Genomic DNA, 24,071 nt, shown 5'->3' with positions numbered 1-24,071 from the left:
CCTCTTAGGCTACGGTGTACACACAAGTCTTTTAACATTGCCCCACAAGGTTTTGATCCCCCCAACCCCCCTTAAAAAGCAGGGCTGTTTCATTCCCTAAAAGGCGCTGATTTACAAGCGTTTCAAGCAAAAAAATCAAGTGATTAAAAAATTTGATTGGGCAAGAAAATGGCGTTAACACTTAAATTTACTGGTTGAGGTGGTAGTTTTTATTTCTCCCACTCAAGCAAATTTCTGACTCATACTCTTGACAAAATCCTTAAGAGATCGAATGAAACGGCCCTGCCTTAAAAAGGGGGGCAAAAGCCCTTCAAAGTCCCCCTTTTTAAGGGGGATTTAGGGGGATCTTCAACGATTTTGGTTTTACGCAAAGATGTGTGTACACCGTAGCTCCTCTTAGGAGAGAGGTCAAAACTGTACTGCACCCAAACGAGAACCGCTATAAAAGATGGCTAAATATACCTACAACCTTTATGATGACGATAGCAACAAGCAAAAATCGTACCTGTTAAGTCAATGAAATGGATCTTAACAACTGCTCTGATTTTGAGCAGCACTACCCAATATTCAGCACAAGTAATAGATCAAACTAAACAACCAGTTACTAATAAACAGCCTGCACAACCAGTTAAAACACCTGCTTCACCTCAACAACCTACTTCTCGACCAGTTTTTATTTTACCAAAAGCACCTGCTCTATTAAGTCCTGTATCTGGGCGTAGAGCAGGAATGGGTAGTCGAGATAATTGCCCTGCGGTTTCAACCCCGCTCACTGCTTTAGTACCATTTCAAGAAGAACAAAAGGTTGGCAAACAGACAAACAAGTCAATTGTCGGGACTGTAGAGGGACTAACCACTTTAGAACGACCTACGTTTTGGTTTTACATCCCCTACACTAAGGATTTGTCTAACTCAAGCGCTGAATTTAGCTTACAGGATAGCGCCGAAAATGATGTTTATAGAAATGCGATCGCTCTACCTTCAAAGCCAAGTGTAATTGGTATTTCTCTCCCTAGTACTGCTTCATTAGAAGTAGATAAAACATATCGCTGGTATTTAAAAGTACGTTGTAATCAAGAGACAGCAAGCATTCCTGTATATGTAGAAGGGGACATTAAAAGAATCAATTTAGATGAGCGTGTTATGCAACAATTAGCAGCCGCAAATCAGCCTAGACAAAAGATTATAATCTATGCTGAAAAAGGGATTTGGTTTGATGCTTTAAATATGCTCATACAAATACGCATTTCTAATCCTAATGATGCATCTCTTAAAAAAGATTGGCAAAGTTTATTGCAATCCATCAATCTAGATAATCTTACTATGATGCCTGTAATAAAATTACCAAGCCGTTAATAATTTCATATCCAGGAAAGTATCTATAAGCCTAAATTTCTACAACCAATTACCAACTATAACGTAGGGTGCCCAGTACATCGGACGGTTATATTCAGGAGCTTCAAGTAATTTTAATTGAGCAAAGCGTAAAGCTTCTGCCGTAGTTTTACCAGTCACTAACTGGCGGTAAAATTCCCCAATAAATAAAGCTGTAGAGTTATCGCCGATTTGCCATAGGGAGGCTAAAGTACTCCGCGCACCAGCACGAAGAGCAACTCCTGCTAATCCCAATGCAGCTCGGTTATCTCCTGCTGCTGTTTCGCAAGCACTCAAAACAAGTAATTCAACTGGTTCTGTTCGTTTTTGCTCTCTACTTTTAAGCAAACTATCTAATTCACTCACATTGATGCGTCCATCAGCTGCTAGGATAAAAGTGTCTTTTGCTTTAGAGCTAAATTGCCCGTGAGTTGCCAAGTGAACAACTTTAAAAGGTTGAGCGTTGATGGTTTTTCCTAAAGTCGTACTGGTAAAATTTTTATCCAATAATGTAGTTGTCGATACGCCTGATTCCTGAATTAATTTCAGTTCAACCTTAACGTTGGGAAGTGGTGCAAACTTTTCATTTTTGGGTGGTTGCGATAGTCCTCCAGCAAGGGCATTTAATTTTTTCTGTCCTAGAGGTTTGGGAGTAAATAGTTGCAATCCGGGGCTAATAACTACAGAGTATTTTTGGACTAAATATTCTCTGCCATCATATAATGCAGACATCGGGATATTCCGCAACAATCCATCTGGAATAAAGACTAGAGTATTAACTTTACTATTTTTAAGGTCTGTTTCAACTGGTTTAATTAACCAGTTATAAAGTTGTTGAGAAACTGCTTTAAATTGCAGATTAGCATCAGGTTCGACTATTGTCTTTCGTATTTTTGTAATAACTTGCTCTACTTCCTGACGTTTGACTTTAGAAGTTTTATGCATCAATGTTTGATTGGGAAGTTTGATAATAATTTCTAAATAATTATCTAGGATAATCGGGTAGAAAATAGCAGTATTCAGGTTGTCGCGGTCTACTACTTTGTCTAGCACCACAAATTGATTGCTCAAGCAAGCTTCTCGAAAAAAATTGTCGAGTTCTGCAACTTGCAAGGCTTCTATTCGCTGACGTGCTTTATCTAAATCTGGTTTTCCTTGTCCTTTCTCTTGTAAAATCAACTCTACAGACTGCCGATAAAGAGGTTCTATGCGATCGCGAAAATTGAACTGTACCTCTCGATTAACCGCAACTAAATCGCTGCGAAGAGACTGAAGAGTTGTTACAGCAGCATCATAAGCAGATATGGCTGCTGGCATATTTCCCTGTGCTTTGAGTAAGCGTCCTAACTGCCACTCAAGGCGATAAGCTATATCTGAGGCATCGATTTTTTGAGCCAGAAACAACCCTTGCTGCGTCAAATCCTGTGCTTCTTGCAATTGTTGGTTTTGCTCGTAAACTTCTCCCAAGCTGCCCAGCGCATAAGATTCAGCACGTTCATCGCCGATGATTTTGGCTTGCTGAACGCTACTTGCCAACATCTCTGCAATATCTTTTTTGTTACTAATTGTGGTTAAAGTCTGAGCAAAATTGATTCGTGCATAAATACCAGCTTGATTGGTAGGCAGATTCGGAAGTTGAGATTGGATTGTAGGTATTAATAACTTTGCTTCTGTGATGCGTTCGTTTTCGACCAGCAAACTCAGTTGATTAATCAGGGCTTGAACTTTGGCCAGAGGGTTTGGTGCAATTTTGGCAGCATTTTCATAATGAGCGATCGCATCTTTAATGTTACTTAACGACCTAGCAGTATTACCGAGGCTAAATTCTGTCAAACTAATTTCTAGAGGCAATTGCAGACGTTGAGCGATTTCTAAGCTTTGTTGTAAGTTTTTCTGGGATGACTCTAGTTCGCCTAATTGTTGTAAGACATTGCCAAGCGATCGCAAAGCTGTTACTTTTACAGGTGAGTCAGGTTGGGAAAATAATTGTTGGGATACTTCATTTAATATATCTAAGCTACGGCGGTAGAAACCAGCAACTCGTAGAGCTTGTGCTAGGTTAATCCGGCTGCGCGTTACTCCAGCCTTGTCAGCTAATTTCTTCCAGATTTGCTCTGCTTGTTGTGATGTTTTTACAGATGCATCAGTTTGTCCGTCTGCTAATTGCAATTCGCCCTGAATATTTAGAGTTTGTGCAAGAATTTCTAACAATTCAGATTTGGGATTGTTGACATTTAACTTTTGATTTATCTCATCCCAGCCAAGCAAATTTAAGCTATTGTTAATAGTTGCATGAGCTTCTTTCCACGAGCCGAGTTGTTGGTATACAAGAGAGAGGTTAGTCAGCGCTGCGGCTTGTGCGAGGTTATTGCTTTCTCGTTGATAGGTACGGACAGCTTGTTGTAGAACATTTACCGCTTCAGTAAAGCGTCCAGCTTGGTAAAGTGCTTCTCCTTGCTCAAGAAGTGGCTGTGGTGTTGTGGCTGGGGGTTTATTGGTTTGGATGTGAAATCTGTCTGGTGAATTTGTTTTTTGTTGTTTAGCGAATGTGCTAGGGATAATAGTCAGGAAAATAGCAAGGGTAAATAGGAGTACGGGAGTTATCGCAAATCTAATTACTCGCTTTGGCAGCTGAAATTTTGCCATATTTCACACCTCCCTGAGATACAGGACAGGAAGCAGGTGTTTGCCAAGGACTGTGGGGGTTGAGTTGAGGAACTTGTGTTACTAATTCTATGTTGCCATTGGGATTAATTACCCAGCCAGAAACTTCCACAATTGGAATTGTAGCAGGAATGGGAGTAGTTGAAACTGCTGTTGGTTGTGGTACAGCCGTTGTGTTTGCCAAGTTTTCTGATTTTGGTCTTAATTTTACCCACGCAGATACAGTACTTGTATCTTGTAATGGTTCAGTGGGACTCATGGGTAGTCCACCGCGTCCTGTTGCGATAAATGTGTTTTGGAATTGCCGAGTTCCAGGTGTGCAGGCGGTGGAAATTTGCCTAGAAGCATCAACTAGATTAACTGGGAGTTCAACTAAGCCGCGAGTGGGGTCAATATCAGGTGTAGTGATTTGCACATTACCGCTCAACTCGCGAGTTGCCCCGGTGGCGGTGATGTCGCTTGTGTTTGGGGAAAGTATATCCCGAAACTGAAGACCAAAGATACCTTTAGTATTGATTCTGACATTCCCGCCACGAAAGTCATCCGAGTCAGCAGTAATATCGCTATTTTCAAAAGCAGCCAAGACATCGGCATTGATATTGATGTTACCACCAATGACGTTTTCTCCTTGGGCATCAGTTCTGATATTGCTATTACGACCTATTATTAAATCTCGTGAGTCAATGTTAATTGTCGCCTGTTCTCTATTTGGGTCAACTTTAGGGCTGCGTGTAGTGGCGCTGAGTGAGGCATTGTTGTTTAAACGGATAGAGCGAGCTTTTAATGTCATGTTGCCTGCGGTTCCTGTTCCGAGACTTTCCACGCTTACTTTTGCCTCATCTTGCACTAGCAAAGTATTAGTTATTAGCGTAAAATCACCCGCATTCCCTGTTGAGTTTTGCTCTGCATAAGCACCTAAGCCACTGAGAAACTGACCATCAGCGCTTGTACCAATGATTTGCACATCTTGGGCATCAACCCTCAAACTACCCCCCTTGCCCACACCGGAAGTACCAGTAAATACCTGTGCCCCATCTCGTACTAGCAAGGTATTAGTTTTGACCGTGAGATCGCCCGCATCCCCTGTTGAGTTTACCTGTGCAAAAGTATTCAAGCCACTGGGAGACTGACCATCAGCGCTTGTACCAATGATTTGCACATCTTGGGCATCAACGCTTAAAGAACCCCCCTTGCCCTTAGTAAATGTAGAAGTACTTACCACGGCTCCATTTCGCACTACCAAAGTATTAGTTTTAACCGTCAAATCACCCGCATCCCCTGTTGAGTTTGGCTGTGCAGAAGCAAACAAGCCACTGCGATACTGACCATCAACGCTTGTACCAATGATTTGCACATCTTGGGCATCAACGCTCAAAGAACCCGCCTTACCCGCACCAAATGTACTAGATGCTACCTGTGCTCCATCTCGTACTAGCAAAGTATTAGTTTTGATCGTCAAATTACCCGCATCCCCTGTTGAGTTTGGCTGTGCAGAAGCACCCAAGCTACTGGCAAATCGATTATTAGCGCTTCTACCAATGATTTGCACATCTTGGGCATTAACCCTCAAAGAGCCCCCATTGCCCGCACCGCCTGTACGAGCACTCACCTGTGCGCCACCCGAAATTTGTAACCTACTAGCACTTATATTGATATCACCTGCCTGTCCATTTGCTTTTGGTTCTACCTGATTAGCAATTAGACTCCCATTGTTAAGATTTATTGCGACCGTGGCATTAACCGTAATATTTCCCGCCCTACTATTATCAGAACCCAGTCCACTCTCTATCCCTGCAAACAGGGCACTTTGTCCTGTCATCTCTAAATTCCGGGCATTAACCGCGATACTACCACCATCGCCAGCAATCACATTTACAAGAGCGCCATTGCTAAGGAAAACATCGCTTCGTTCTACACTATCGGGAAAACTCAAACTTAGATTATTACCATCTCCATTCAACCCGACTGTTCCCGCACCAGCTAACCCACCTAAGGAGACTCGTCCACCAAAAGCATTCACCCCTCCACCATCTATGTTGACATCACCGCCTACTAGCAGCAAACTCCGACCATCTGCGACACGTAGACCAAATGCATCCTCGCCACCAGGAGTAGCTTCTGCTGGTGCAGTCGAACTATTTTGAATCGGTGCAGCTGCAATTTGATTAAATAATAAAGCATTTGGATTTACTGTTAACAAGGGTGAAGGTGCTTCTGGATTTGAAGCGCTGAAAAATCCCAAATTGCCAAACCCTATGGCATTCGCTGTTGTGGCAACAAACGAACCGCCGATATTTAAACTAGCATTTTTACCAAAAATAATCCCATTAGGATTGAGCAGGAATAAGTTTACTTTACCGTTAGCACGAATTAAGCCATCTATATTAGAAATTGACTTACCTGTTACTCGTGTCAGGATGTTCTGAATATCCAGTGAATTATTGAACAAAGCAGTACTGCCATTGAGAACAGAGAACTCCTCAAAGCTGTGGAACAGATTACCCCCTCTGATGGTTCCACCCTCAATAATCCTGGTATTTCCCTCTAATTTCACATTGGAATTAGAGGGCAGAGTGCCGTCTGGGGTGATTTGGGCAACTGAGATATTTGCATATAAGGTAACTGCACTGACAATGGCAACTCCTAGTAGACCTTGTAACCAGTTTGGCGCAGTTTTAAAAGACATTGCACTCTCTTATAGAAAAGGAAATTTAGGTTGTCAGCCTCAATCTTGAATAGAAAGTGTTAGGACTAGCTCTTTCAAGGTAGGTAAAAAGTTTAATCAAGAAATTACTTTTTAAGCTCTTTACTCTGTGTTTTCTGTATCTATAGTAGTTAAATAAATTACTTATAAACCACAGAGGCACAGAGAGCGCTAAAGAAAAACAAGATATTTAACGAGTCACTTTGAAAGGCTAGTCCTGTAAGTGTCAGGACAATGAACTTGTACACAACAGAGGATATTAGCAAATTGACACTGCTGAATCAAGTGAATAAACCAGAGCAGGGGTTTGAGCGTTTAATAATTGAGGTGATTTTTTCATCAATATCCTTATGCAACAAGGGTTTTACAAATTACGTGCGTTTGCCCTGGTGAATAGAATCCTGTCACTGCTACCAATTAAGAATCAGAAGGCAAAGCTAAAAAACTTCTGATTCCCAACAGTGAATAAAATCCTGTCACTGCTACCAATTAAGAATCAGAAGGCAAAGCTAAAAAACTTCTGATTCTCAACAGTGAATATAATCATGTCACTGCTACCAATTAAGAATCAGAAGGTAAAGCCAAAACCTCTGATTCTCAACAGTGAATAGAATCATGTCACTGCTACCAATTAAGAATCAGAAGGTAAAGCCAAACCAGCGATCGCCTTCAGTTCAACTCAAATTTTAAATTTCGGAGAGAAACAATGTCTAGCATCAACAACTACGGAGTAGATATGAACGATAAAACTTTAGCAGAATTGAGCTTCAGCGCAGTGAAGGAACTTAGCGATGAGGTTGCTGCTACTTGTAGTGGAGGTAATGTAAGTCTATTCCGGGATAAGAATTTTAAAGGAGGAGGTATAACGTTATCTGGCAGTGATGCCAACCTAGCTAATAACAATTTCAACGACGCAACCTCATCTATTATTATTACAGGGAATCAAAGATGGAGGTTTTATAAAAATGCAAACTTTAAAGGTCCGTCTGTAACTTTAGGACCAGGACGATACCGTAGTGTTGCTCAAGGAGTAAACGATTCAATTACTTCTATCAAACGCATATCATAGATTTGACTTCTGTGCGTCCGTTTTAGGAACTTTGCTTAAATAGTAAAATAGCCTCGGAATATTTATCCATTTCTGAGGCTATTTTACTATTTCATGCCTCTGTTAAAACTTCCCTCATACCCTCTCCAATTTGCAACAGAGATGCCACAGGTGGAGTAAGAGTTTTTGCACCCATCATCCGATTAACAATCAGAAGGCAAAGCTAAAAAAAACTCTGATTCCCAGCCGTGAATAAATCAATATCACTGCTACCAATTAACAATCAGAAGGAAGAAAACAAGCTTACCTTCAGTTCAAACACCAATCTAAAACTCAGGAAGAAAACAATGTCTAACATCAATAAGCACGGAGTAAATATGAACAACAAGCAAATCAAAGACCTCTACAGCATCGATGTGCAAGACCTTTCCCATGAAGCCGCTGCCACTATTAGTGGTGGTGCCTTAGACTTTTCCGACAAGAAGGATGGTAAAGGAGCGCGGCTAAATAATCTTAGAGGCAGTTTTAGGAGTTTAGGCAGCAGATTTAACAATAGAGCATCTTGGTACGAGGTGACGGGTAAAACAGATTGGATTGTCTACACTGGTGTGAATTTCACAGGTAGAATAAGGCGTCTGAAAGCAGGTACAAAAGGTAACTTAACTGGTCCTTTTGACAACAACATCGCGTCTGCCATGCCCGTGCCTAGTCCTACTTAACAACGACATCGCGTCTGTCAAACCTGCATAATTAACTCTGGTCTATTTCATACCGTGTACTCGAATCCTTCAAAACCTCAAAGAGAAAAGAATGCTCTCACATAAGCTTTTAGCTGAGTAACATTCTTCTCTTGCAGTTCGTAGGGGCGAGGTCGTTTTCGTTCCTACTTTTTTATTCATATCAAAATAGCACAAATAAACGTCAACGCTGTAAACAGTTATCAGTTATCAGGTAGGAAACGGACTCCTCCACCCCTTGTTCGCTGCGGCTGGTACTGTTCGCTACGGCTCGTACTGATTTTTTAAACAATGAAATACCACAGTATATTGCAACACAGTGAAGAAGATTGTGGTGCAGCAAGCCTAGCCACGATCGCTAAATACTACGGACGCACCTTTGCCCTCAATCGCGTGCGAGAAGCAGTGGGCACGGGAGAGCGAGGAACTACACTATTAGGTTTAAGGCGGGGAGCAGAAACCCTGGGATTCCATGCCCGTCAAGTTCAAGCTACCCCAGAACTGCTTGAGAAATTAAATGAAGTACCTTTACCAGCGATCGTTCACTGGAAAGGCTACCACTGGGTAGTATTATACGGGAAAAAGGGGAAAAAATATGTTATCTCTGACCCTGCCTTTGGTATCTTGTACCTCACGTCCAAGGAGTTAATCGCGGGTTGGAGTGATGGTGTTATGCTGCTGCTGATGCCAGACGATAGCCGCTTCTATGAGCAAGGGGAAGATAAAATTGGCGGTTTTGGGCGCTTTATTGCCCGCGTCTTGCCATATCGCAATCTTTTGGTTCAGGCGATCGCTATCAACTTTGCGATCGGGCTATTGTCCCTTGCTTCCCCTCTAATGATGCAACTCCTCACCGATGACGTGCTAGTGCGGGGAGATACCCAACTGCTAACAACGGTGGCAATTGGCGTCATTGCCATGAACCTAATTCAAAGTGCTATTGGTTTGGTACAATCTCACCTGATTGGTCATTTTGCTCAAAGGTTGCAATACGGGCTAATTCTAGAATACGGCCGAAAACTGTTGCGCTTACCCCTATCATATTTTGAAGCACGTCGCAGTGGGGAAGTCGTTAGCCGGATTGCTGATGTTCATACCATCAATAATCTAGTTTCCCAAATTGTCCTTGGTTTACCTAGTCAATTTTTTGTGGCTCTGGTTTCCTTGGGTTTCATGCTCTTCTATAGTTGGCAACTGACTCTAGCTTCCGTTGCCGCCTTTGCGATCGTCACTTTTGTTAACCTGCTTTTTCTTCCCGCCTTGCGCCAGAAAACCCGCAGCCTCATCGTTAAAGGTACAGAAAATCAAGGCTTTTTAGTCGAAACCTTTCGCGGTGTTCAAGTCCTCAAAACCACCCAAGCTACAGAGCAAGCTTGGCAAGAATATCAGACAAATTTTGGTCGCCTTGCTAACTTAGACTGGACTACGATGAAGTTGGAGCTTTACAGTGGCACAGTCACTAGTATTCTTTCCAAGTTGACGAGTATTGGCATACTCTGGTTAGGTTCTAGCTTGGTGATTAATCAGACATTATCTATCGGTCAACTGCTGGCATACAGTGGTATGAGTGGTAGCTTTCTTGGCTTTTTAGAGTCAGCAGTCGGGCTAATTGATGAATTTATCACTGCTCAAATTGTCGTTCAACGCTTGACAGAAGTGATAGATTCTACCCCAGAAGATGAAAATGACTTTAAAAAGCCTTGGGCAGAAATTCCTGGGAATGCAGATATTAGTTGTTCTCAAGTTAACTTCCACCATCCTGGTAGAACTGACCTGTTAGAAAATTTTTCTTTAACTATTCCTGGTGGTAAAGTAATAGCTTTAATCGGTCAATCGGGCTGTGGTAAAAGTTCCCTTGGCAAATTAATTACTGGCTTATATCAAGTCCAATCTGGTAACATTCGCTATGGCATATACAACCAGCAAGACTTATCTTTAGAATGTTTGCGACAGCAAGTAGTATTAGTTCCCCAAGAACCTCATTTTTGGAGTCGTTCGATTGTGGAAAATTTTCGCTTCAGTTATCCCAACATTAGTTTTGAGGAGATAGTCCTTGCTTGTCAAATTGCTGGTGCAGATGAATTTATTAGTAAATTACCCGATAAATATCAAACTGTTTTAGGCGAATTTGGTGCAAATATTTCTGGTGGACAAAGGCAGAGATTAGCTATAGCTAGAGCAATTGTGACTGACCCAACTGTGTTAATTCTAGATGAATCTACAGGCGCTCTTGACCCAGTAAGTGAAACTCAAGTTTTGGATAGATTACTTAATCAACGTCAAGGCAAAACTACAATTATGATTAGCCACCGTCCTCAAGTTATCAAACGGGCTGATTGGATTGTGTTGCTTGAAGATGGGCGCTTAAAAACTCAAGGCACTCCTGAAGAATTACGTCATATTGCTGGAGAGCATTTAAGCTTTATTGATGAAATTAACCCTTCAAGAAATGGTTTTAAATCTTCTTTAGTTATTCGGAATTAGTTAATAATTATTAGGCATTTTAGATATACTCAGCACTTATGGTTAGTAACTCTCAAAAAAGTTTTTTACCCTTAGTTCAAGACAATGAGTTTCTCCCACCAATTAGTCGTTGGACTACATTTGGCGGACTATTTATCGTGTTTGCCTTGTCGTTAGCTGTTCCTGTGGCTGCGGTTGTTAAATATAAAGTTACGGTCATTGGGCAAGCGGTTGTCCGTCCTGCGGGTGAATTGCCAATTGTGCAGGCGGCGACAGAAGGACAGGTAATGCAGATTTACGTCAAAGAAAATCAAACGCTGCAAAAAGGAGATAAAATTGCTACTATTGATGACTCTCGATTGCAAACCAAAAAAAACCAGCTGCAAACCAATATTCAACAAGCTAGGTTACAACTAATTCAAACCGTTCCCCAAATAAATGCAATCGATAGTCAAATTCGAGCCGAAAGCGATCGCACTAATCGGACTATCGCCTCTGCTAAAGCTGAATTGCAAGGACGCGATCGCGATTATCAAGACAAAAAAATTACCAGTATCACTGAACTTCAAGAAGCATCAGCCAATGTCAAAATGGCTCAAGAAGAATTATATGCAGGGCAAGCACAGTTACAATCAGCATTAGCTAATCTCCACGCAACTGAGGCGGCTTTAGGAGCAGCGACATCAAAACAGAACCGATATGAAAGTGTTGCTAAACAAGGGGCATTATCTCGCGATCAATTAGAAGAAGTACAACTGGCTGTGAAACAGCAGGAACAAGCTGTACAGGCACAAAAAGCCACTTATAAAGCCCAAGAAAAAACAAATGAACGGCTAAAACAAGCTGTGAATGGGGCTATTGCTAAACGCGATCGCACTCAAGTTGGCCTCAACCCAAGCAATGCAGAGGTAGCAATGGCGACTGAACGCATTGCTCAAGAAAAAGCCTCTGGGGAAGTAAATAAAGCATCCTTAGAAAGAGAACTTCAAGTACTTCTTAAGCAGAAAATTGAAACGGAAAAACAATTAGAGCGCGATACTAGCGAATTCAAGCAAGCTGAAATTGACCTGAAGCAAACTACTATTACCGCTACAGCAGACGGGATTATTTCCAAGCTCAATTTGAGAAACCCCGGTCAAACTCTCCGGGCTGGGGAGGAAGTTGTCCAAATTGTTCCTAGTCATGCACCTTTAGTTATCAAAGCAGCTGTTGGTTCTGAGGAAAAAGGTAAGATAAAAGTCGGTCAAAAGGTGCAAATGCGAGTTAGTGCTTGTCCTTATCCTGATTACGGTACTCTCAATGGCGTTGTCAAAGCGATTTCCCCAGATGCTGTTAGTTCGCAAAAAAACGATGCAGATGCTAATACGAACTCTACCCCAAAAGCAACTGCTGTAGGTGCTTTTTACGAAGTCACAATTGAACCAGAGAAACTTGCTTTAGGTCGCAGTACAAAGAAATGTCAAGTTCAATTGGGTATGGATGGCAGAGTTGATATTATTACCCGCGAAGAAACTGTATTGCAATTTGTGCTCCGCAAAGCAAAATTAATGACGGATTTTTGAGATCGTCAATCGCCAAATTGACGTTATTTTTCAGTTATAAAGGAAAATTTTATTCAACTAAGGGTTGTGAAATCGTGAAAAATTCCTGACGGCGTTGAATCAACACTACAACAACACCGTTTGCAACCACGGCAAAGGCAGAAGGAATAAATGGCAACCATAACCCTTGTTTTAAAAGAGCGATCGCACAAACTCCATATAAAGTGACAACTGTTGCAAAGATTGTGCATCCCTTATGCGAGAGCGATCGCACCCGCCAAATAATCAGACTCCCAACTACAGACCAACCGCATATCCAGAGAATATCGCCCCAGTAAGGCAAAACCCAAAGAATTGGACGTTGGTCTAAAACTGCACTCAAAACTTGGCTAACCATTTGTGCTTGTATAAATACCCCTGATATTTCTTGGTAATCTTGTTGTGCAGTACTGTAGGGAGTTGACCAAGTATCGCTGACTGTATTAGCTGTCACTCCAATGATAACTACCTTATCTTTAAATGATTTACGATCGAATTTATTACTCAATACATCATCAAGGGAAACTCTCTGATAATCTGTATTACGGTAATTGACAAGTATTTGATTTCCGCCTAAATCAACTCCTTGTTGATAGGCACCACTGCGACTAGGTTTTAAGCGTTTAAATACTTTAGAGCCAAACTGTACATAATCTTCATTAAATTTAGGTTTAATATTTTCGTAAGATAAGTAACGAGCAACTAATTGCAACGAGAGCGAATAAGGCGTTGTACAAGTCGAAGAAGCCTCTTGTGCCATCATCAAAATTTGCCGACGGACGATACCATCTGAGTCTTGAATTGCATCAGTAAAACCCTGACGTCCTACAGGTACGTCTTTCGGAGGTTTAACACCTTGGGGGTCATATTTACTATCGCTGCTTTTGCAGACAACAACAACATTATCTTTATTAAGTTCAGTCGGAAGTTGTATTATATTTGATTTATTTAGGGGGTCAGCGAAGTCTCTATAAATATCCAGTCCAAGAACTCGCGGTTGATACTTTTGTAATTTGTTGAGCAATTTAGCTAACGTCCTATCCGAAATGGATTTCAGTCCTTTGGTCATCTCTTGTCGTGATTGAATATCTTTTTCAGTAATTTCTACAATTATCAACCTTGGATCTGGCTCTTCTTGAGGTCGCAACCGTAGCATTCGATCGAAACTTTGCAGTTCGATTTTCTCAAAGATTCCCAAGTATCTCAAACCTAATGTTGAAAAAGCCACAATCAAAGTACTAAGTAGTACAGTCCAAAGTTTGAGTTTTGGTGTCGCAATTTTACCTTTTGTCGAAACTTCACCTACAAATTTACTATCAGCAAAATTACCGCACATTTCTTGCCACGTAGTAGGAACAGTTGTGGGATTTTGACAGATAACTGGCAACCAACTGGCACAAGGAAATTCATTTTCCAGCCCTTGAAGTCTTTCTCGCGCTTCTCGCACAGCCAAGTAAAATGGTTTGCTATTTGCAAAGGCGGTAAGAAAGTTTTTTAAAAATTCTTGTGCTATTAAATCTGGCACTCCTTCCCGCATTACAATCATTTGGGGAATGTTTAAATCAGCTAAATTTCGTCCTAAACCAATTCCGTCACAAGAATTGAAAATTGCCAGTTGCAAACCGCGTCTAATTGCTGCCTTAAGTCCATTTTTCAACTGCGAAATTGTTAAACTTTCTGTTTGATTGATGCAAATTTCTCCAATTTCTCCGTCAGCAAGACTAGTGCTATGTCCAGCGAAAAATAGAATATCCCAATCATGATTCCATAGATACTCGTCAAGTGTTTGGCGTGTTGGTTCTATAAGAAAGGTGGTTTTGGTATCTGTTAATTTTTGTAACAAAGAGGCGTCTTTATCAATATCAATACCAACTCTATTGCCTAGAATTGCCAAAATTTTGACTTTACCTGTAGGAGATTTTTGTAATAGCTGAGGAGATTCATACTCATGATTGCTTAAAGCTAATTCCGCTTTCGGGTAATCTTCAAAAAAATGCCATAGATGCCAAGGCAAGCGATGCAGTAGAACTATATTTGTTTCAATAATGACTCTAATTTCATCATTACGACTAAGTAGAGTTCGCAACTGCCGATCAATATTCTGAAATGACTCAAATTTTAACCAAGCATTGATATTGGCTTGTAGCTGTTGACACATTTCATCGAAGTCATTGACAGAAATATTGGTTATGTCTTGCGAATGTACTTTTATCCGTTGATTCTTACCCAGGCGTTGATGAACTGCTGCGTAGAGTAACTGCCATCTGCGATAGAGTTCGCTTAGTTCTGGTGCTGGCGGTAGACTCCCTGTTAATTTCACGGGTACAAATTGGTTATCACACCAAAGTTGAGCCGTGACAACAGGAAATCCTTGATTTAAATCCCCTCCCAAGAAGCTGAAGACAACTAGCTTACTCATAAGTTAGGTAGACTTTGCCATTCGTGATTAACTAATGACTAATCAACAGGAAGCATTCTACTTATGCAAAAATACCAAATAAAAGTGCAGTATAAGGACTACACAAGACAAATTTGGGCTAAACCTATGACCTTCGAGCAAAAACAACATTTACAAGCCGCCGCAAAAGAGATCGCATCAATCTTGTATAAAAATACATCACCAAAGGTATTAATTTATTGATAATGAGTTGCTTTTATTGACAAGATGTATTCGCCTTGCAGTGGCATCCATTCAATGTTACTTCCATGCTACAATTACATTGTGTATATCTCAATGGTCAACTCACTATTTGATATTTTTGTATAAGTAGGATGCTCACAATCAACACCAATTTGACACTGCTGGCTCCTAATAACTAAATTATGAAATTTTCTGTTATTTGATAATTATCAAGACCAACCTGGATGCTGAAACATTCTCTTACTTCCCCATCAAAGAGTTTCAACTGCACATAACTATCTTGAATTCTTGCTTGTACTTGTTGAAGTATTTCCCCTCGATCTGAAAGTAAAATTAGCTTGATATTAGCAGGTAGGTAAGGTTGATTACAAGCTGGATGTAGCTGCACCCGAATACTAACTTGTTGGTTAGATTCTGGTATTAAGGCAACTAATAAAACAACTTTTTGAGCCTCAATTTGCATTCCTAAGTCAATCAGCTTGGCGCGTTTGATCGCGGCAGCATTTAACCCGGAAGAAGTGCGGAAATTAAAAGCTAGGCTACTGGAGTTTGGCTCAAAAAAAGTCTCTATAGCTTGCCAAGAAGCATCGTAAATCTGCTCCAGCCAACGACTGAGACTCACTTGTACTTGTGAAAATTGTGTAGGCGCAGATTGCAGTCTTTCTTGGTACAAACGCTGCCGCCACTGCTCATTTTCTAGTAGCACTCCCCAGGTTGTAAATGGCACTGCAAGTCTCGGAAATGTTACAGAGGAATTACCTAACCGTTGCACAAGATTTTCTGCTTGAATATTCGATAATTCTGGTAGTGGAGCGATCGCACCTTTCATCTCCTCTGTTCCACAAAATTGGTAGGTCATCCAAAAAGCATTAAGGTCTTTAATTAAGTGCTGTGCATCTATACAATAAGTTCTATCTACTTGGTCATAGTGTGATAATGATTTAAGTTCTTGATGGGTTATGTAGCCCCAAATTCTTACCCACTCACCATCTGCTGTAAATTGCACTGCTAAATAATAGTCTGCTGCCCAAGTGGGAATGTCTACCCATTCTTGAGGAACTTCTAACTCACTATCATCAATTGCCTCGCTAGGAATTAAAACGACTCGCTTTTCCTTTAACAAAATTGCTGTGCCATTGACAAATTCCCAAAAAGCCGGAATACCAGGGGAACTGTACCAGATACTTGCTTCTGGAACATATTCAGCTTTTACCCAATTCAAAAACCCATGAAGGCAGATTTGATTCATGTAAGCACGCCAGCGACTGCTAGGTGTGGCGTAAACTTGGCTTTCTTGCCAAGAACTTGTCTGTAATGATGGCGGTATTTCTAACAATAGTTCCTGCGGTTCCGTAAAAGCCGAAGTCATTTTTACTACCTCATTTTTCATAACGTCAGCTAGATTCCCCATACTTAATTTTCAACCATTCTTCCAAAGCGGTACTCATATCATTAACTAGGTTGGAAGTCACAGAAATATTAAGTGTGTCTTGGCTCCATTGGATCAACGCTGCCAGCATTGATTCTCTAGCTTTGAATAGCCGACGAGAAACGGTAGGCTGACTCATTTGTAGGCGTTGTACAATCTGTGGCTGAGTCAACCCCTGTTGGTAGTAAAGTTTAAGTATTTCTTGGGTTTTCACCTCAAGATTTTGTAAAGCTTTTAACAAGACATCTTGAATCTGAAATTGTTGTTTTTGTTGGTTTTGGGCATCCTCTTCGGCTATCATCTCAGTGATTAATGAGTCAGAAGATCGATCTGGCAAATCAAAAGTTGTTGTGGAATCATCTTCTGATATTGCTAAATTTAAAGAACTAACAGGTGGATATAGATAACCACGCACGTAGATAGCTGCTTGGGTTAGCCACTGTTCAATTTTCTCTCTCGTGGATTCTGGAGTAGGTTGAGTTAACTGATTTTGGCGTTCGCGGTTGTAGAGGTTGACAATAGCTTCCCAAAGTTGAGGTTCTGGTTCTGGTAGCGACTTTGTGCCACCTGATTGGTTTTGAACATACAGTTCTTTGAAACAAGTCCAAGCTAGTCGATATTGGGCAATTAGAATAGGTGATAATCCAGCTTGAGCAAGAGCTTCTAATAACTGCTTTTTGCTTACTTTGCGTAACAATGCCCAATTTGTGCAAATATCAGCTTCTTTGCGTTGGCGTAAAATATCTTTTAGCCGACTGGGAACTGCCATAGTAGCATAGGCTTTTAAACTAGAGCATTTTTCTAGATTAAAATTTTTGAGAATTGTTTCAATTTCAGCATTCGCCATTTGAAAATAATCTGCTAGGCTATGTTGACTATTTGTAAATTTGGCAATTGTTTTTTTAGCAGCCCAATAATTTGGTTCCTGTAAATAAGCAGATAAATGCATTCTAGCAAGGCTATTAGATTTCTCTCGCCAGCACTTGTGCCAATGTAATGCCCAAAAATTTTCTGAGTTAGGGACGAATGGTGAAGACTCCAAGCAATTTTGAATATTTCGATGCAGTTTGATATCAATCAACCATTTGCTGAATCTATCTCCTTCCAACTCAACGAAGGTTGAGAACATCTCGATAATTTTTTGACGAGGACGCATAAGTAGTTAACAATTTCAATTTATCCGAACTTAAGCAACTATCAAAGCCGCAGATACCTCTGTGGACAATTGCAAGATACTGGTTTGCTAATTTGCAATTAAATAGCGCACATATTTTATTCCTTGATGTTTTTTGAAAATAACTGTACTCATATTCTGTTGAATCTAGATAATTTAGTTATTTTAAAGTTAAATTGGCGTAAAAAGCGATTTTAAGCGTTGCATAATTGCGAACATATACCTAATTTAGTCTTTTTGGGAATATGCCATTTGGTATACTTTTGACTATCTACTTTTCCTAAATCTCTAAAAAATGGGCGAACCGGGAATAATTAAAGTTAATTGCTTATTTTTCAGCTTAAAGTATTTTAATTAAATCAACTTTTTTGAGCTAACTGCAAGTGAGTTTAAAAGTGAGAAAAATCAAACTACTGGCCTTGATATTAATTAGTTTGGCAATGGTGTTGTGGTTTAATTTGCGTTTTTCAATACCGTCAATACCCACTATTGCGGCTTCACCACCAAAAACTATCCGCTACTTCCATCGCACTTTGCCCCAAAGCATCGCTCACGTCGTGTCGATTCCAGTTAATAGCAAGTTTTTGGTGACTCCTGCACTATCACAGAAGGTAGCCACTGTAGAGGAATTTGCCCAAAAGCATCAAGCCGTAGCTATTTTGAACGCAGGTTTTTTTGACCCAGCCAACCAAAAAACTACATCTTATGTTGTCCGACAAGGAAAGTTAATAGCCGATCCCAAGGAAAACGAGCGGCTGGTGAACAATCCCAACTTAAAATCTTATTTGGGTCAAATATTCAATCGCACAGAATTCCGCCGCTACTTATGCGGGCAAACTATCCGCTATTCCATTGCCCTACACAGTCAGTCACCACCAGCAGGTTGTCAGTTAGTTGATGCTATAGGTGCTGGCCCACGCCTATTACCAGAACTCACCTTGGAAAAAGAGGGTTTTGTGGACAAGGCTAATAAACGAGATGCCCTTGGCAGCAATCAACCCAATGCCAGAACTGCTGTAGGTATCACTCGTGATGGCAGCGTTATTTTAGTTATGGTGGCTCAAAAACCCTCGGCTCCCGCAAACTCTGGGGTGTCGTTGCCAGCATTAGCCAATTTTATGAAAACTCTTGGTGCCGATCAAGCGATGAATCTGGATGGGGGAAGTTCATCTTCGCTTTATTACAATGGGAAAACCTTTTACGGGAAGGTTGATTTGGAGGGAAATTCTATCAAGCGTCCTGTGAAGTCAGTTTTGCTGGTTCAGGAAAAGTAGGGCTGTGGGAATTATACCTACCCACTGGTAGATTTTTGCCATATCCTCAATTCCCGAATCTGAATTGCGTCACAATAATAATAGGCAATCATTAAAGGTGCTGTTATGCTTCGTCTAACCCAAATTATTCGGAACTTGTTCCTTCGTTTTGAAGGCTTGTTTGGTGTTTTATTCCAAAGTATTTCTAATTTTTTCGGAAATTTATTTGGTTTTTTTGGCAAGCTTTTCGGATTCTCTCAGTCTGGTTATTTCTTGGAATCCGATCGGGCGCAAGACGTAAAACAAGCTTCAGCTAAACAGCCAATTGAAACGAATCGGGATAACATTGCTAAAATTCCTGCCACTAACCGCCGTCGTTCTAATGCCAAACTTGACGACTACTACCTAAACATGGCTCGTGATGTGAAAAAGAACTAACAAAAGCCATAAAGCAAGATTTTTATCTCAGAATTTTATCAATTACTGTTCTCTATGCTAGTGGTCTGTTCTATTAGTTATGATGGGTGAATGACTTTGTAGTAAGGACTTTAGAGGATGTTTTAAAAGTCATGATTGATGTATCAAATATTTCTTTACCCCACCCTAACCCTCCCCTTATAAAGGGGAGGGAACCGGATTTTCTTGTTTCCCATCTTTATAAAGGGGAGAGAACCGGATTTTCTTGTTTCCCACCTTTATAAGGGGGGTAATAATTCGGTTAAAGTCACAGCTAACTACTTTTAAAACATCCTCTTAGTCCTGGATTTTTAAGCACTGAACTGCTCTGCTGACTAGAAACTCATTATATTTAATGGGACAAGCCACTAGGTAGTATAAGGTTGCGAAAATCATCCAGCCATAATTAACAGATTTGTATGTGCGTAGGCATCACACCTTTGACAAAAATTTTGTCCAGTTTGAGGCTGGACAATAGCTAGAAATATTTTTGAGTTTGAATATTTACTTGGTTTTTAACTTACCAAATCAACTAAGGCGTTGCTTTGAAAGCGAACTATAGATGAAACTGAGCAACCGCGATAATTCTCAGAGGTGAATACTGATAGTGTGATATTAGCTTGACCTGGATCTAAAATGCGTTTTACCTTGCAGGTTTGCATTTTATTGTTGCAGTAAGCAATAATCCGATCGCCAGCCTTGACTTCCAACGCTTGAATTTTCAATTAATACCAACCTTGCCAGGAATTTGCTTTGTTAAAGGAAAAATATATTGCTATATCTCACTCGTTTGACAATTAGCAATGTTATTTTAGTGTAGCACAAAAATTAAGGATATCAATGCTATCAATTTAATCTTGGTAATGTCAAGTTTATTCATACTGCAAATACTAGTGCAGGAGGTAGGAGGCAGAAATTTATCTGTTGCTCTCAACCCTATCTAATTCCAAGCCACCAAATCGTTTGCGCCGTTTCTCGGTCGGAGTATTTGTTGAAATTTAGATGGAGGGAAACCTCTCCTTTAAAGAAATTGGAGCTAAATTTTTTTGATGGAAGATTTTTCTCTCAATGTTTTTGTTACAATCATTGAAATTTTTACCTAAAAATACCACTATGGCTTTATATGCTGAATTACATAGACATCTAGGCGGCTCGGTCGTACCACGAGTTTTATGGCGATATTTCGAGCGGCATTCTTCGGAGTTAATTTCCCGCTTTGCTGACTATTCAGATTTTGAAGATTTTTATACCCGCCCACGTAACACTCTAGATGAGTATCTAGAATTACACACCTTGGTAGAAAGCGTGCAAACTGTGGAAACTTTGCCTTACTTTATCTATCGCTTGGTGCGTGGTGCTTACATATTTGAAAATTTGGCTTATCTGGAACTGCGTTACACTCCTTATTTGCGGACACCTGAACATCTGAGTCAATCGGAAAGAATTGACAAGATGGCAGAAATTGTGAGAGTAGTAGGACTTGCCAGCCATCAGCCAGAATATCCGATTGTTACTAGCCAAATTCTTTGTATGCACACACGCCTACCTTATGAGGTGAACAAGGCGATTGTGGATTTGGCGGCGCAAAATAAACAGTATGTCTGTGCAGTCGATGTAGCAGGAGGTGATAGTTATTACGCCGATCGCTTAGAAGAATGGATTAGCTTATATGATTATGCGCGATCGCAGGGCGTTAAGACCACCGGACATTTATATGAAACCACTGCTGGTTGTTACCCAGAACTATTACCATATCTGATGCGGATTGGTCACGGCATTCAAATTCCCCTACTATATCCAGAGCTACTTAATGATGTAGCTAAACGCGGACAGTGTTTAGAGGTTTGTCCGACAACTTACCTGAAAACTGGTACTTTGCAAGATATACGTCAACTCAAATTAGTTTTTGACCGTTGTTTTGAAGCTGGGGTCGATATCGCTATCTGTACTGATAATGCTGGATTGCACAATGTGCGTCTACCGTTTGAGTATGAGAATCTCTTGACTTACAACATTATCAGTTTTGCACAACTACAAGCTTGTCAGGATGCAGCTTTCCGCCATGCTTTTGCTTGGCCTTACAGTCAACGTCCCGCATCTCTGTTGAACGGGTTACTGAAACCTGAACCACCTAAAGTTTTGGCAACAAGGGATAGTAATTAACCACCATCTAGAGGTAAGCAGAAAGTAAGATGATTTAATGTTAATTAATGTTGCAATCAGTGTGTTTTTTTCATGCTCAAGAGAAAGCTGTAATGCACAGTAGATATCTTGAAAAAGCCAATTTTTTAGGGATTAAACCACAGATATACGCAGATAATTTATCAGTGTTTATCTGTGGTTTGCTTTTCGCTGATTCTGATTTTTGCTGAATCTATCCCACGCATAATATTTTGTTAATATTTTTTGTGAATGCCATAATTCACCCAGTAGCTTAAAGGTAACGCCGACGTAAGCTCCAACCAATCCCAATTACACACATCCCGAATAGTGTTGTGTTAGTTCTTGGTTCTGGAGTTTTCTGCGGTGTCTGGAAGGAACCACTCAAAAAAGCTTGACCTTTCAAGGGAGCAGTTGGAGCTTGATCGAGTGACTCAATTTCATTAAAGTTTAATATGCCTGTAGCACCGCTGAACCTGCCTGTACCACCGGTGATAGTTATAGTACCAGCACCCAGAAGCTATAAACTATAATTTATGGCATCTACTATTCAAGCTCTACCAACAGAAGTCGTATATCTCATTACAGCTGGTGAGGTAATCGACTCTTTAGCTTCTGTGGTGCGGGAATTGGTAGAAAATTCCCTAGACGCAGGTGCAACGCGAATTGTGGTTTCTCTGTGGCCGCAGCAATGGCGAATTCGGGTGGCAGATAATGGTTGTGGAATGAACTTAGATGATTTGCAACAAGCAGCCACAGCCCACAGCACTAGTAAAATTCGCTCTAGTGCCGATTTGTGGAAAATTAACAGTTTAGGGTTTCGTGGTGAGGCGTTGCACAGTTTGACGACTCTGGCAGATTTGGAAATTTTGAGTCGTCCTCTGGGGGGAAATTTAGGATGGCGGATAATTTATGGCGATGGCGGGAAAGTTGTACAAGTTGAAGCAACTGCGATCGCACCTGGTACAGTGGTGATAGTTTCCCATCTTTTCGGTAATTGCTCATCTCGTCGTCAGGGATTACCCCCAGTTGCACAGCAAATGAAAGCCGTGCAAGCGACAATTTACCAAATCGCCCTGTGTCATCCCCATGTTACTTGGCAGATTTGGCAAAATGATCGTCAATGGTTCACCATCTCTCCCGCCGCCACAACGGGGCAACTATTACCGCAGATTTTACCGCAAGTGCGACAAGGTGACTTGCAAGAAGTGAAACTGGAAATACCCAACCCATTAAACTCCTATACAGAAGACGCGATGAATCGCGTCTCTACAGACTCTTGTACAGACGCGATTAATCGCGTCTCTCCTCACTCCTTACTAAATTTAGTGGTAGGATTACCCGATCGCACTCATCGTCATCGTCCAGATTGGGTACGTGTAGCCATTAATGGACGGATGGTTAAGACACCGGAACTAGAGCAAACGATATTATCAGCATTTCATAGAACATTACCACGCGATCGTTATCCAATTTGTTTCTTACATCTGGCAATTTCTCCCGACCAAATTAACTGGAATCGTAATCCAGCAAAAACAGAAATTTACCTCAACGAAATCATTTATTGGCAAGAACAAATTACCCAAGCAATTAACCAAGCACTCAGCATTTCTTCTAACAATCTCAAAGAAGCTGTCCATACAACACGAGTTAGTAAATTACTCAAAGCCGCAGAAGCCAAAGGCGGCTACAATTTCAATCCTCAAAATACCAACGAAAATCCCAAAACTCCTAACTCTTTAAAAGCTGTCGCTCAAGTTAGTAACACCTATATTGTGGCGGAACATCCAAGTGGAATGTGGTTAGTGGAACAGCACATTGCCCATGAGCGAGTTTTATATGAGCAATTGTGTGATGATTGGCAACTTGTCCCCGTTGAACCGCCAATCATTCTTTATCAATTATCGCCAGCGCAAGTATTGCAATTACAACGCATCGGTTTAGACATAGAACCCTTTGGCGAACAACTTTGGGCAGTGCGAAACATCCCTGCACCTTTGCAACAGCGAGACGACTGTGCAGAAGCAATTTTAGAGCTTAGTTGGGGAGGCGATTTACAAACTGCTCAAGTAGCTGTCGCCTGTCGTAGTGCCATTCGTAATGGTACACCCATGAACCAACAAGAAATGCAGACGCTTTTAGATAATTGGCAACGCACTCGCAACCCTCGCACCTGTCCCCACGGACGGCCAATTTATCTATCTTTAGAAGAATCAGCTTTAGCCCGATTTTTCCGGCGTAATTGGGTAATTGGCAAAAGTCATGGAATTTGATGTTTTCAGTCAACTTAACTCGAAATGGGCGGTTAGAAACCGCGTCTACACAAACAAAACCCACTTCCGTGGGTTTCAAAACTTTGATTTAACCTTAGTCTGCGGAGGCGGACTT

General features: G+C 40.9%; 15 protein-coding genes. 9 read left to right on the top strand and 6 right to left on the bottom strand.

Going from position 1 to position 24,071, the window contains the following annotated elements; genetic code table 11:
* Window positions 1-516 precede the first annotated feature (516 nt).
* Window positions 517-1,356, top strand: coding sequence for a DUF928 domain-containing protein (locus V7K44_RS06480; protein WP_334929744.1), 840 nt, complete (start codon window positions 517-519; stop codon window positions 1,354-1,356).
* A 39-nt stretch (window positions 1,357-1,395) separates the two neighbouring features.
* On the opposite strand, the gene V7K44_RS06475 is transcribed toward V7K44_RS06480, so the two are convergent.
* Both V7K44_RS06475 and V7K44_RS06470 read right to left on the bottom strand, forming a co-directional pair.
* Window positions 1,396-4,020, bottom strand: a complete 2,625-nt coding sequence (locus tag V7K44_RS06475) for a CHAT domain-containing protein (protein ID WP_334929742.1) — start codon at window positions 4,018-4,020, stop codon at window positions 1,396-1,398.
* The gene (locus tag V7K44_RS06470) at window positions 3,986-6,724 is read right to left on the bottom strand and encodes a two-partner secretion domain-containing protein (RefSeq protein ID WP_334929740.1); all 2,739 of its coding nucleotides are present in this window, start codon (window positions 6,722-6,724) and stop codon (window positions 3,986-3,988) included. Before V7K44_RS06470 ends, V7K44_RS06475 begins: the two co-directional genes overlap by 35 nt.
* Window positions 6,725-7,448: 724 nt before the next feature.
* Between V7K44_RS06470 and V7K44_RS06465 the strand changes: the two genes are divergently transcribed.
* From V7K44_RS06465 to V7K44_RS06450, 4 genes are all read left to right on the top strand, one after another.
* A complete protein-coding gene (locus tag V7K44_RS06465) occupies window positions 7,449-7,811 on the top strand; it encodes a beta/gamma crystallin-related protein (protein WP_334929738.1) in 363 nt (120 codons plus the stop codon).
* Window positions 7,812-8,137: 326 nt separating this feature from the next.
* Window positions 8,138-8,509, top strand: a complete 372-nt coding sequence (locus V7K44_RS06460) for a hypothetical protein (RefSeq protein WP_334929736.1) — start codon at window positions 8,138-8,140, stop codon at window positions 8,507-8,509.
* A 309-nt stretch (window positions 8,510-8,818) separates the two neighbouring features.
* Window positions 8,819-11,011 (top strand): peptidase domain-containing ABC transporter, encoded by a 2,193-nt coding sequence (locus V7K44_RS06455; protein WP_334929733.1) that lies wholly within the window; start codon window positions 8,819-8,821, stop codon window positions 11,009-11,011.
* A 38-nt stretch (window positions 11,012-11,049) separates the two neighbouring features.
* Complete coding sequence (locus V7K44_RS06450; RefSeq protein WP_334929731.1) at window positions 11,050-12,552, top strand: HlyD family efflux transporter periplasmic adaptor subunit; 1,503 nt, start codon at window positions 11,050-11,052, stop codon at window positions 12,550-12,552.
* Window positions 12,553-12,601: 49 nt separating this feature from the next.
* Here V7K44_RS06450 and V7K44_RS06445 read toward each other — a convergent pair whose 3' ends face one another.
* From V7K44_RS06445 to V7K44_RS06435, 3 genes are all read right to left on the bottom strand, one after another.
* Window positions 12,602-14,989 carry a CHASE2 domain-containing protein gene (locus V7K44_RS06445; RefSeq protein ID WP_334929729.1) on the bottom strand — a complete coding sequence of 796 codons (2,388 nt, stop codon included), beginning with the start codon at window positions 14,987-14,989 and terminating at the stop codon, window positions 12,602-12,604.
* Between the two features lie 397 nt (window positions 14,990-15,386).
* Window positions 15,387-16,580, bottom strand: a complete 1,194-nt coding sequence (locus tag V7K44_RS06440; protein WP_334929727.1) for a DUF1822 family protein — start codon at window positions 16,578-16,580, stop codon at window positions 15,387-15,389.
* Window positions 16,581-16,605: 25 nt separating this feature from the next.
* Entirely contained in the window at window positions 16,606-17,796 is a 1,191-nt protein-coding gene (locus tag V7K44_RS06435; RefSeq protein WP_334929725.1) for a sigma-70 family RNA polymerase sigma factor, read from the bottom strand.
* A gap of 413 nt (window positions 17,797-18,209) precedes the next feature.
* Between V7K44_RS06435 and V7K44_RS06430 the strand changes: the two genes are divergently transcribed.
* The gene (locus V7K44_RS06430) at window positions 18,210-19,088 is read left to right on the top strand and encodes a phosphodiester glycosidase family protein (RefSeq protein ID WP_334929723.1); all 879 of its coding nucleotides are present in this window, start codon (window positions 18,210-18,212) and stop codon (window positions 19,086-19,088) included.
* 105 nt (window positions 19,089-19,193) lie between these two features.
* Window positions 19,194-19,505 carry a threonine dehydratase gene (locus tag V7K44_RS06425; RefSeq protein WP_334929721.1) on the top strand — a complete coding sequence of 104 codons (312 nt, stop codon included), beginning with the start codon at window positions 19,194-19,196 and terminating at the stop codon, window positions 19,503-19,505.
* Between the two features lie 533 nt (window positions 19,506-20,038).
* On the opposite strand, the gene V7K44_RS06420 is transcribed toward V7K44_RS06425, so the two are convergent.
* Window positions 20,039-20,248 (bottom strand): hypothetical protein, encoded by a 210-nt coding sequence (locus tag V7K44_RS06420; protein WP_094352741.1) that lies wholly within the window; start codon window positions 20,246-20,248, stop codon window positions 20,039-20,041.
* 388 nt (window positions 20,249-20,636) lie between these two features.
* Here V7K44_RS06420 and V7K44_RS06415 point away from each other — a divergent pair, with 388 nt between their 5' ends.
* Together V7K44_RS06415 and mutL are read left to right on the top strand one after the other, a co-directional pair.
* Window positions 20,637-21,686, top strand: a complete 1,050-nt coding sequence (locus tag V7K44_RS06415; RefSeq protein WP_334929719.1) for an adenosine deaminase — start codon at window positions 20,637-20,639, stop codon at window positions 21,684-21,686.
* Window positions 21,687-22,219: 533 nt separating this feature from the next.
* Window positions 22,220-23,956 (top strand): DNA mismatch repair endonuclease MutL, encoded by a 1,737-nt coding sequence (gene mutL / locus V7K44_RS06410; protein WP_334929716.1) that lies wholly within the window; start codon window positions 22,220-22,222, stop codon window positions 23,954-23,956.
* The last annotated feature ends 115 nt before the right edge of the window (window positions 23,957-24,071 follow it).

This window comes from Nostoc sp. (genome assembly GCF_036917235.1).
GTDB lineage: Bacteria > Cyanobacteriota > Cyanobacteriia > Cyanobacteriales > Nostocaceae > Nostoc.
Note: the sequence above shows the minus strand (reverse complement) of the source record. Positions and strands in the feature narration are given on the sequence as shown.

Excerpts from the sequence above, each read along its gene's own strand:
- V7K44_RS06480 (WP_334929744.1), top strand. The coding sequence starts at position 517 with ATGAAATGGATCTTAACAACTGCTCTGATTTTGAGCAGCACTACCCAA.
- V7K44_RS06460 (WP_334929736.1), top strand. The coding sequence starts at position 8,138 with ATGTCTAACATCAATAAGCACGGAGTAAATATGAACAACAAGCAAATC.
- V7K44_RS06450 (WP_334929731.1), top strand. The coding sequence starts at position 11,050 with ATGGTTAGTAACTCTCAAAAAAGTTTTTTACCCTTAGTTCAAGACAAT.
- V7K44_RS06435 (WP_334929725.1), bottom strand. The coding sequence starts at position 17,796 with ATGCGTCCTCGTCAAAAAATTATCGAGATGTTCTCAACCTTCGTTGAG.
- V7K44_RS06425 (WP_334929721.1), top strand. The coding sequence starts at position 19,194 with ATGCTTCGTCTAACCCAAATTATTCGGAACTTGTTCCTTCGTTTTGAA.
- V7K44_RS06415 (WP_334929719.1), top strand. The coding sequence starts at position 20,637 with ATGGCTTTATATGCTGAATTACATAGACATCTAGGCGGCTCGGTCGTA.
- mutL (WP_334929716.1), top strand. The coding sequence starts at position 22,220 with ATGGCATCTACTATTCAAGCTCTACCAACAGAAGTCGTATATCTCATT.
- V7K44_RS06470 (WP_334929740.1), bottom strand. The coding sequence starts at position 6,724 with ATGTCTTTTAAAACTGCGCCAAACTGGTTACAAGGTCTACTAGGAGTT.
- V7K44_RS06465 (WP_334929738.1), top strand. The coding sequence starts at position 7,449 with ATGTCTAGCATCAACAACTACGGAGTAGATATGAACGATAAAACTTTA.
- V7K44_RS06445 (WP_334929729.1), bottom strand. The coding sequence starts at position 14,989 with ATGAGTAAGCTAGTTGTCTTCAGCTTCTTGGGAGGGGATTTAAATCAA.
- V7K44_RS06475 (WP_334929742.1), bottom strand. The coding sequence starts at position 4,020 with ATGGCAAAATTTCAGCTGCCAAAGCGAGTAATTAGATTTGCGATAACT.
- V7K44_RS06440 (WP_334929727.1), bottom strand. The coding sequence starts at position 16,580 with ATGACTTCGGCTTTTACGGAACCGCAGGAACTATTGTTAGAAATACCG.
- V7K44_RS06455 (WP_334929733.1), top strand. The coding sequence starts at position 8,819 with ATGAAATACCACAGTATATTGCAACACAGTGAAGAAGATTGTGGTGCA.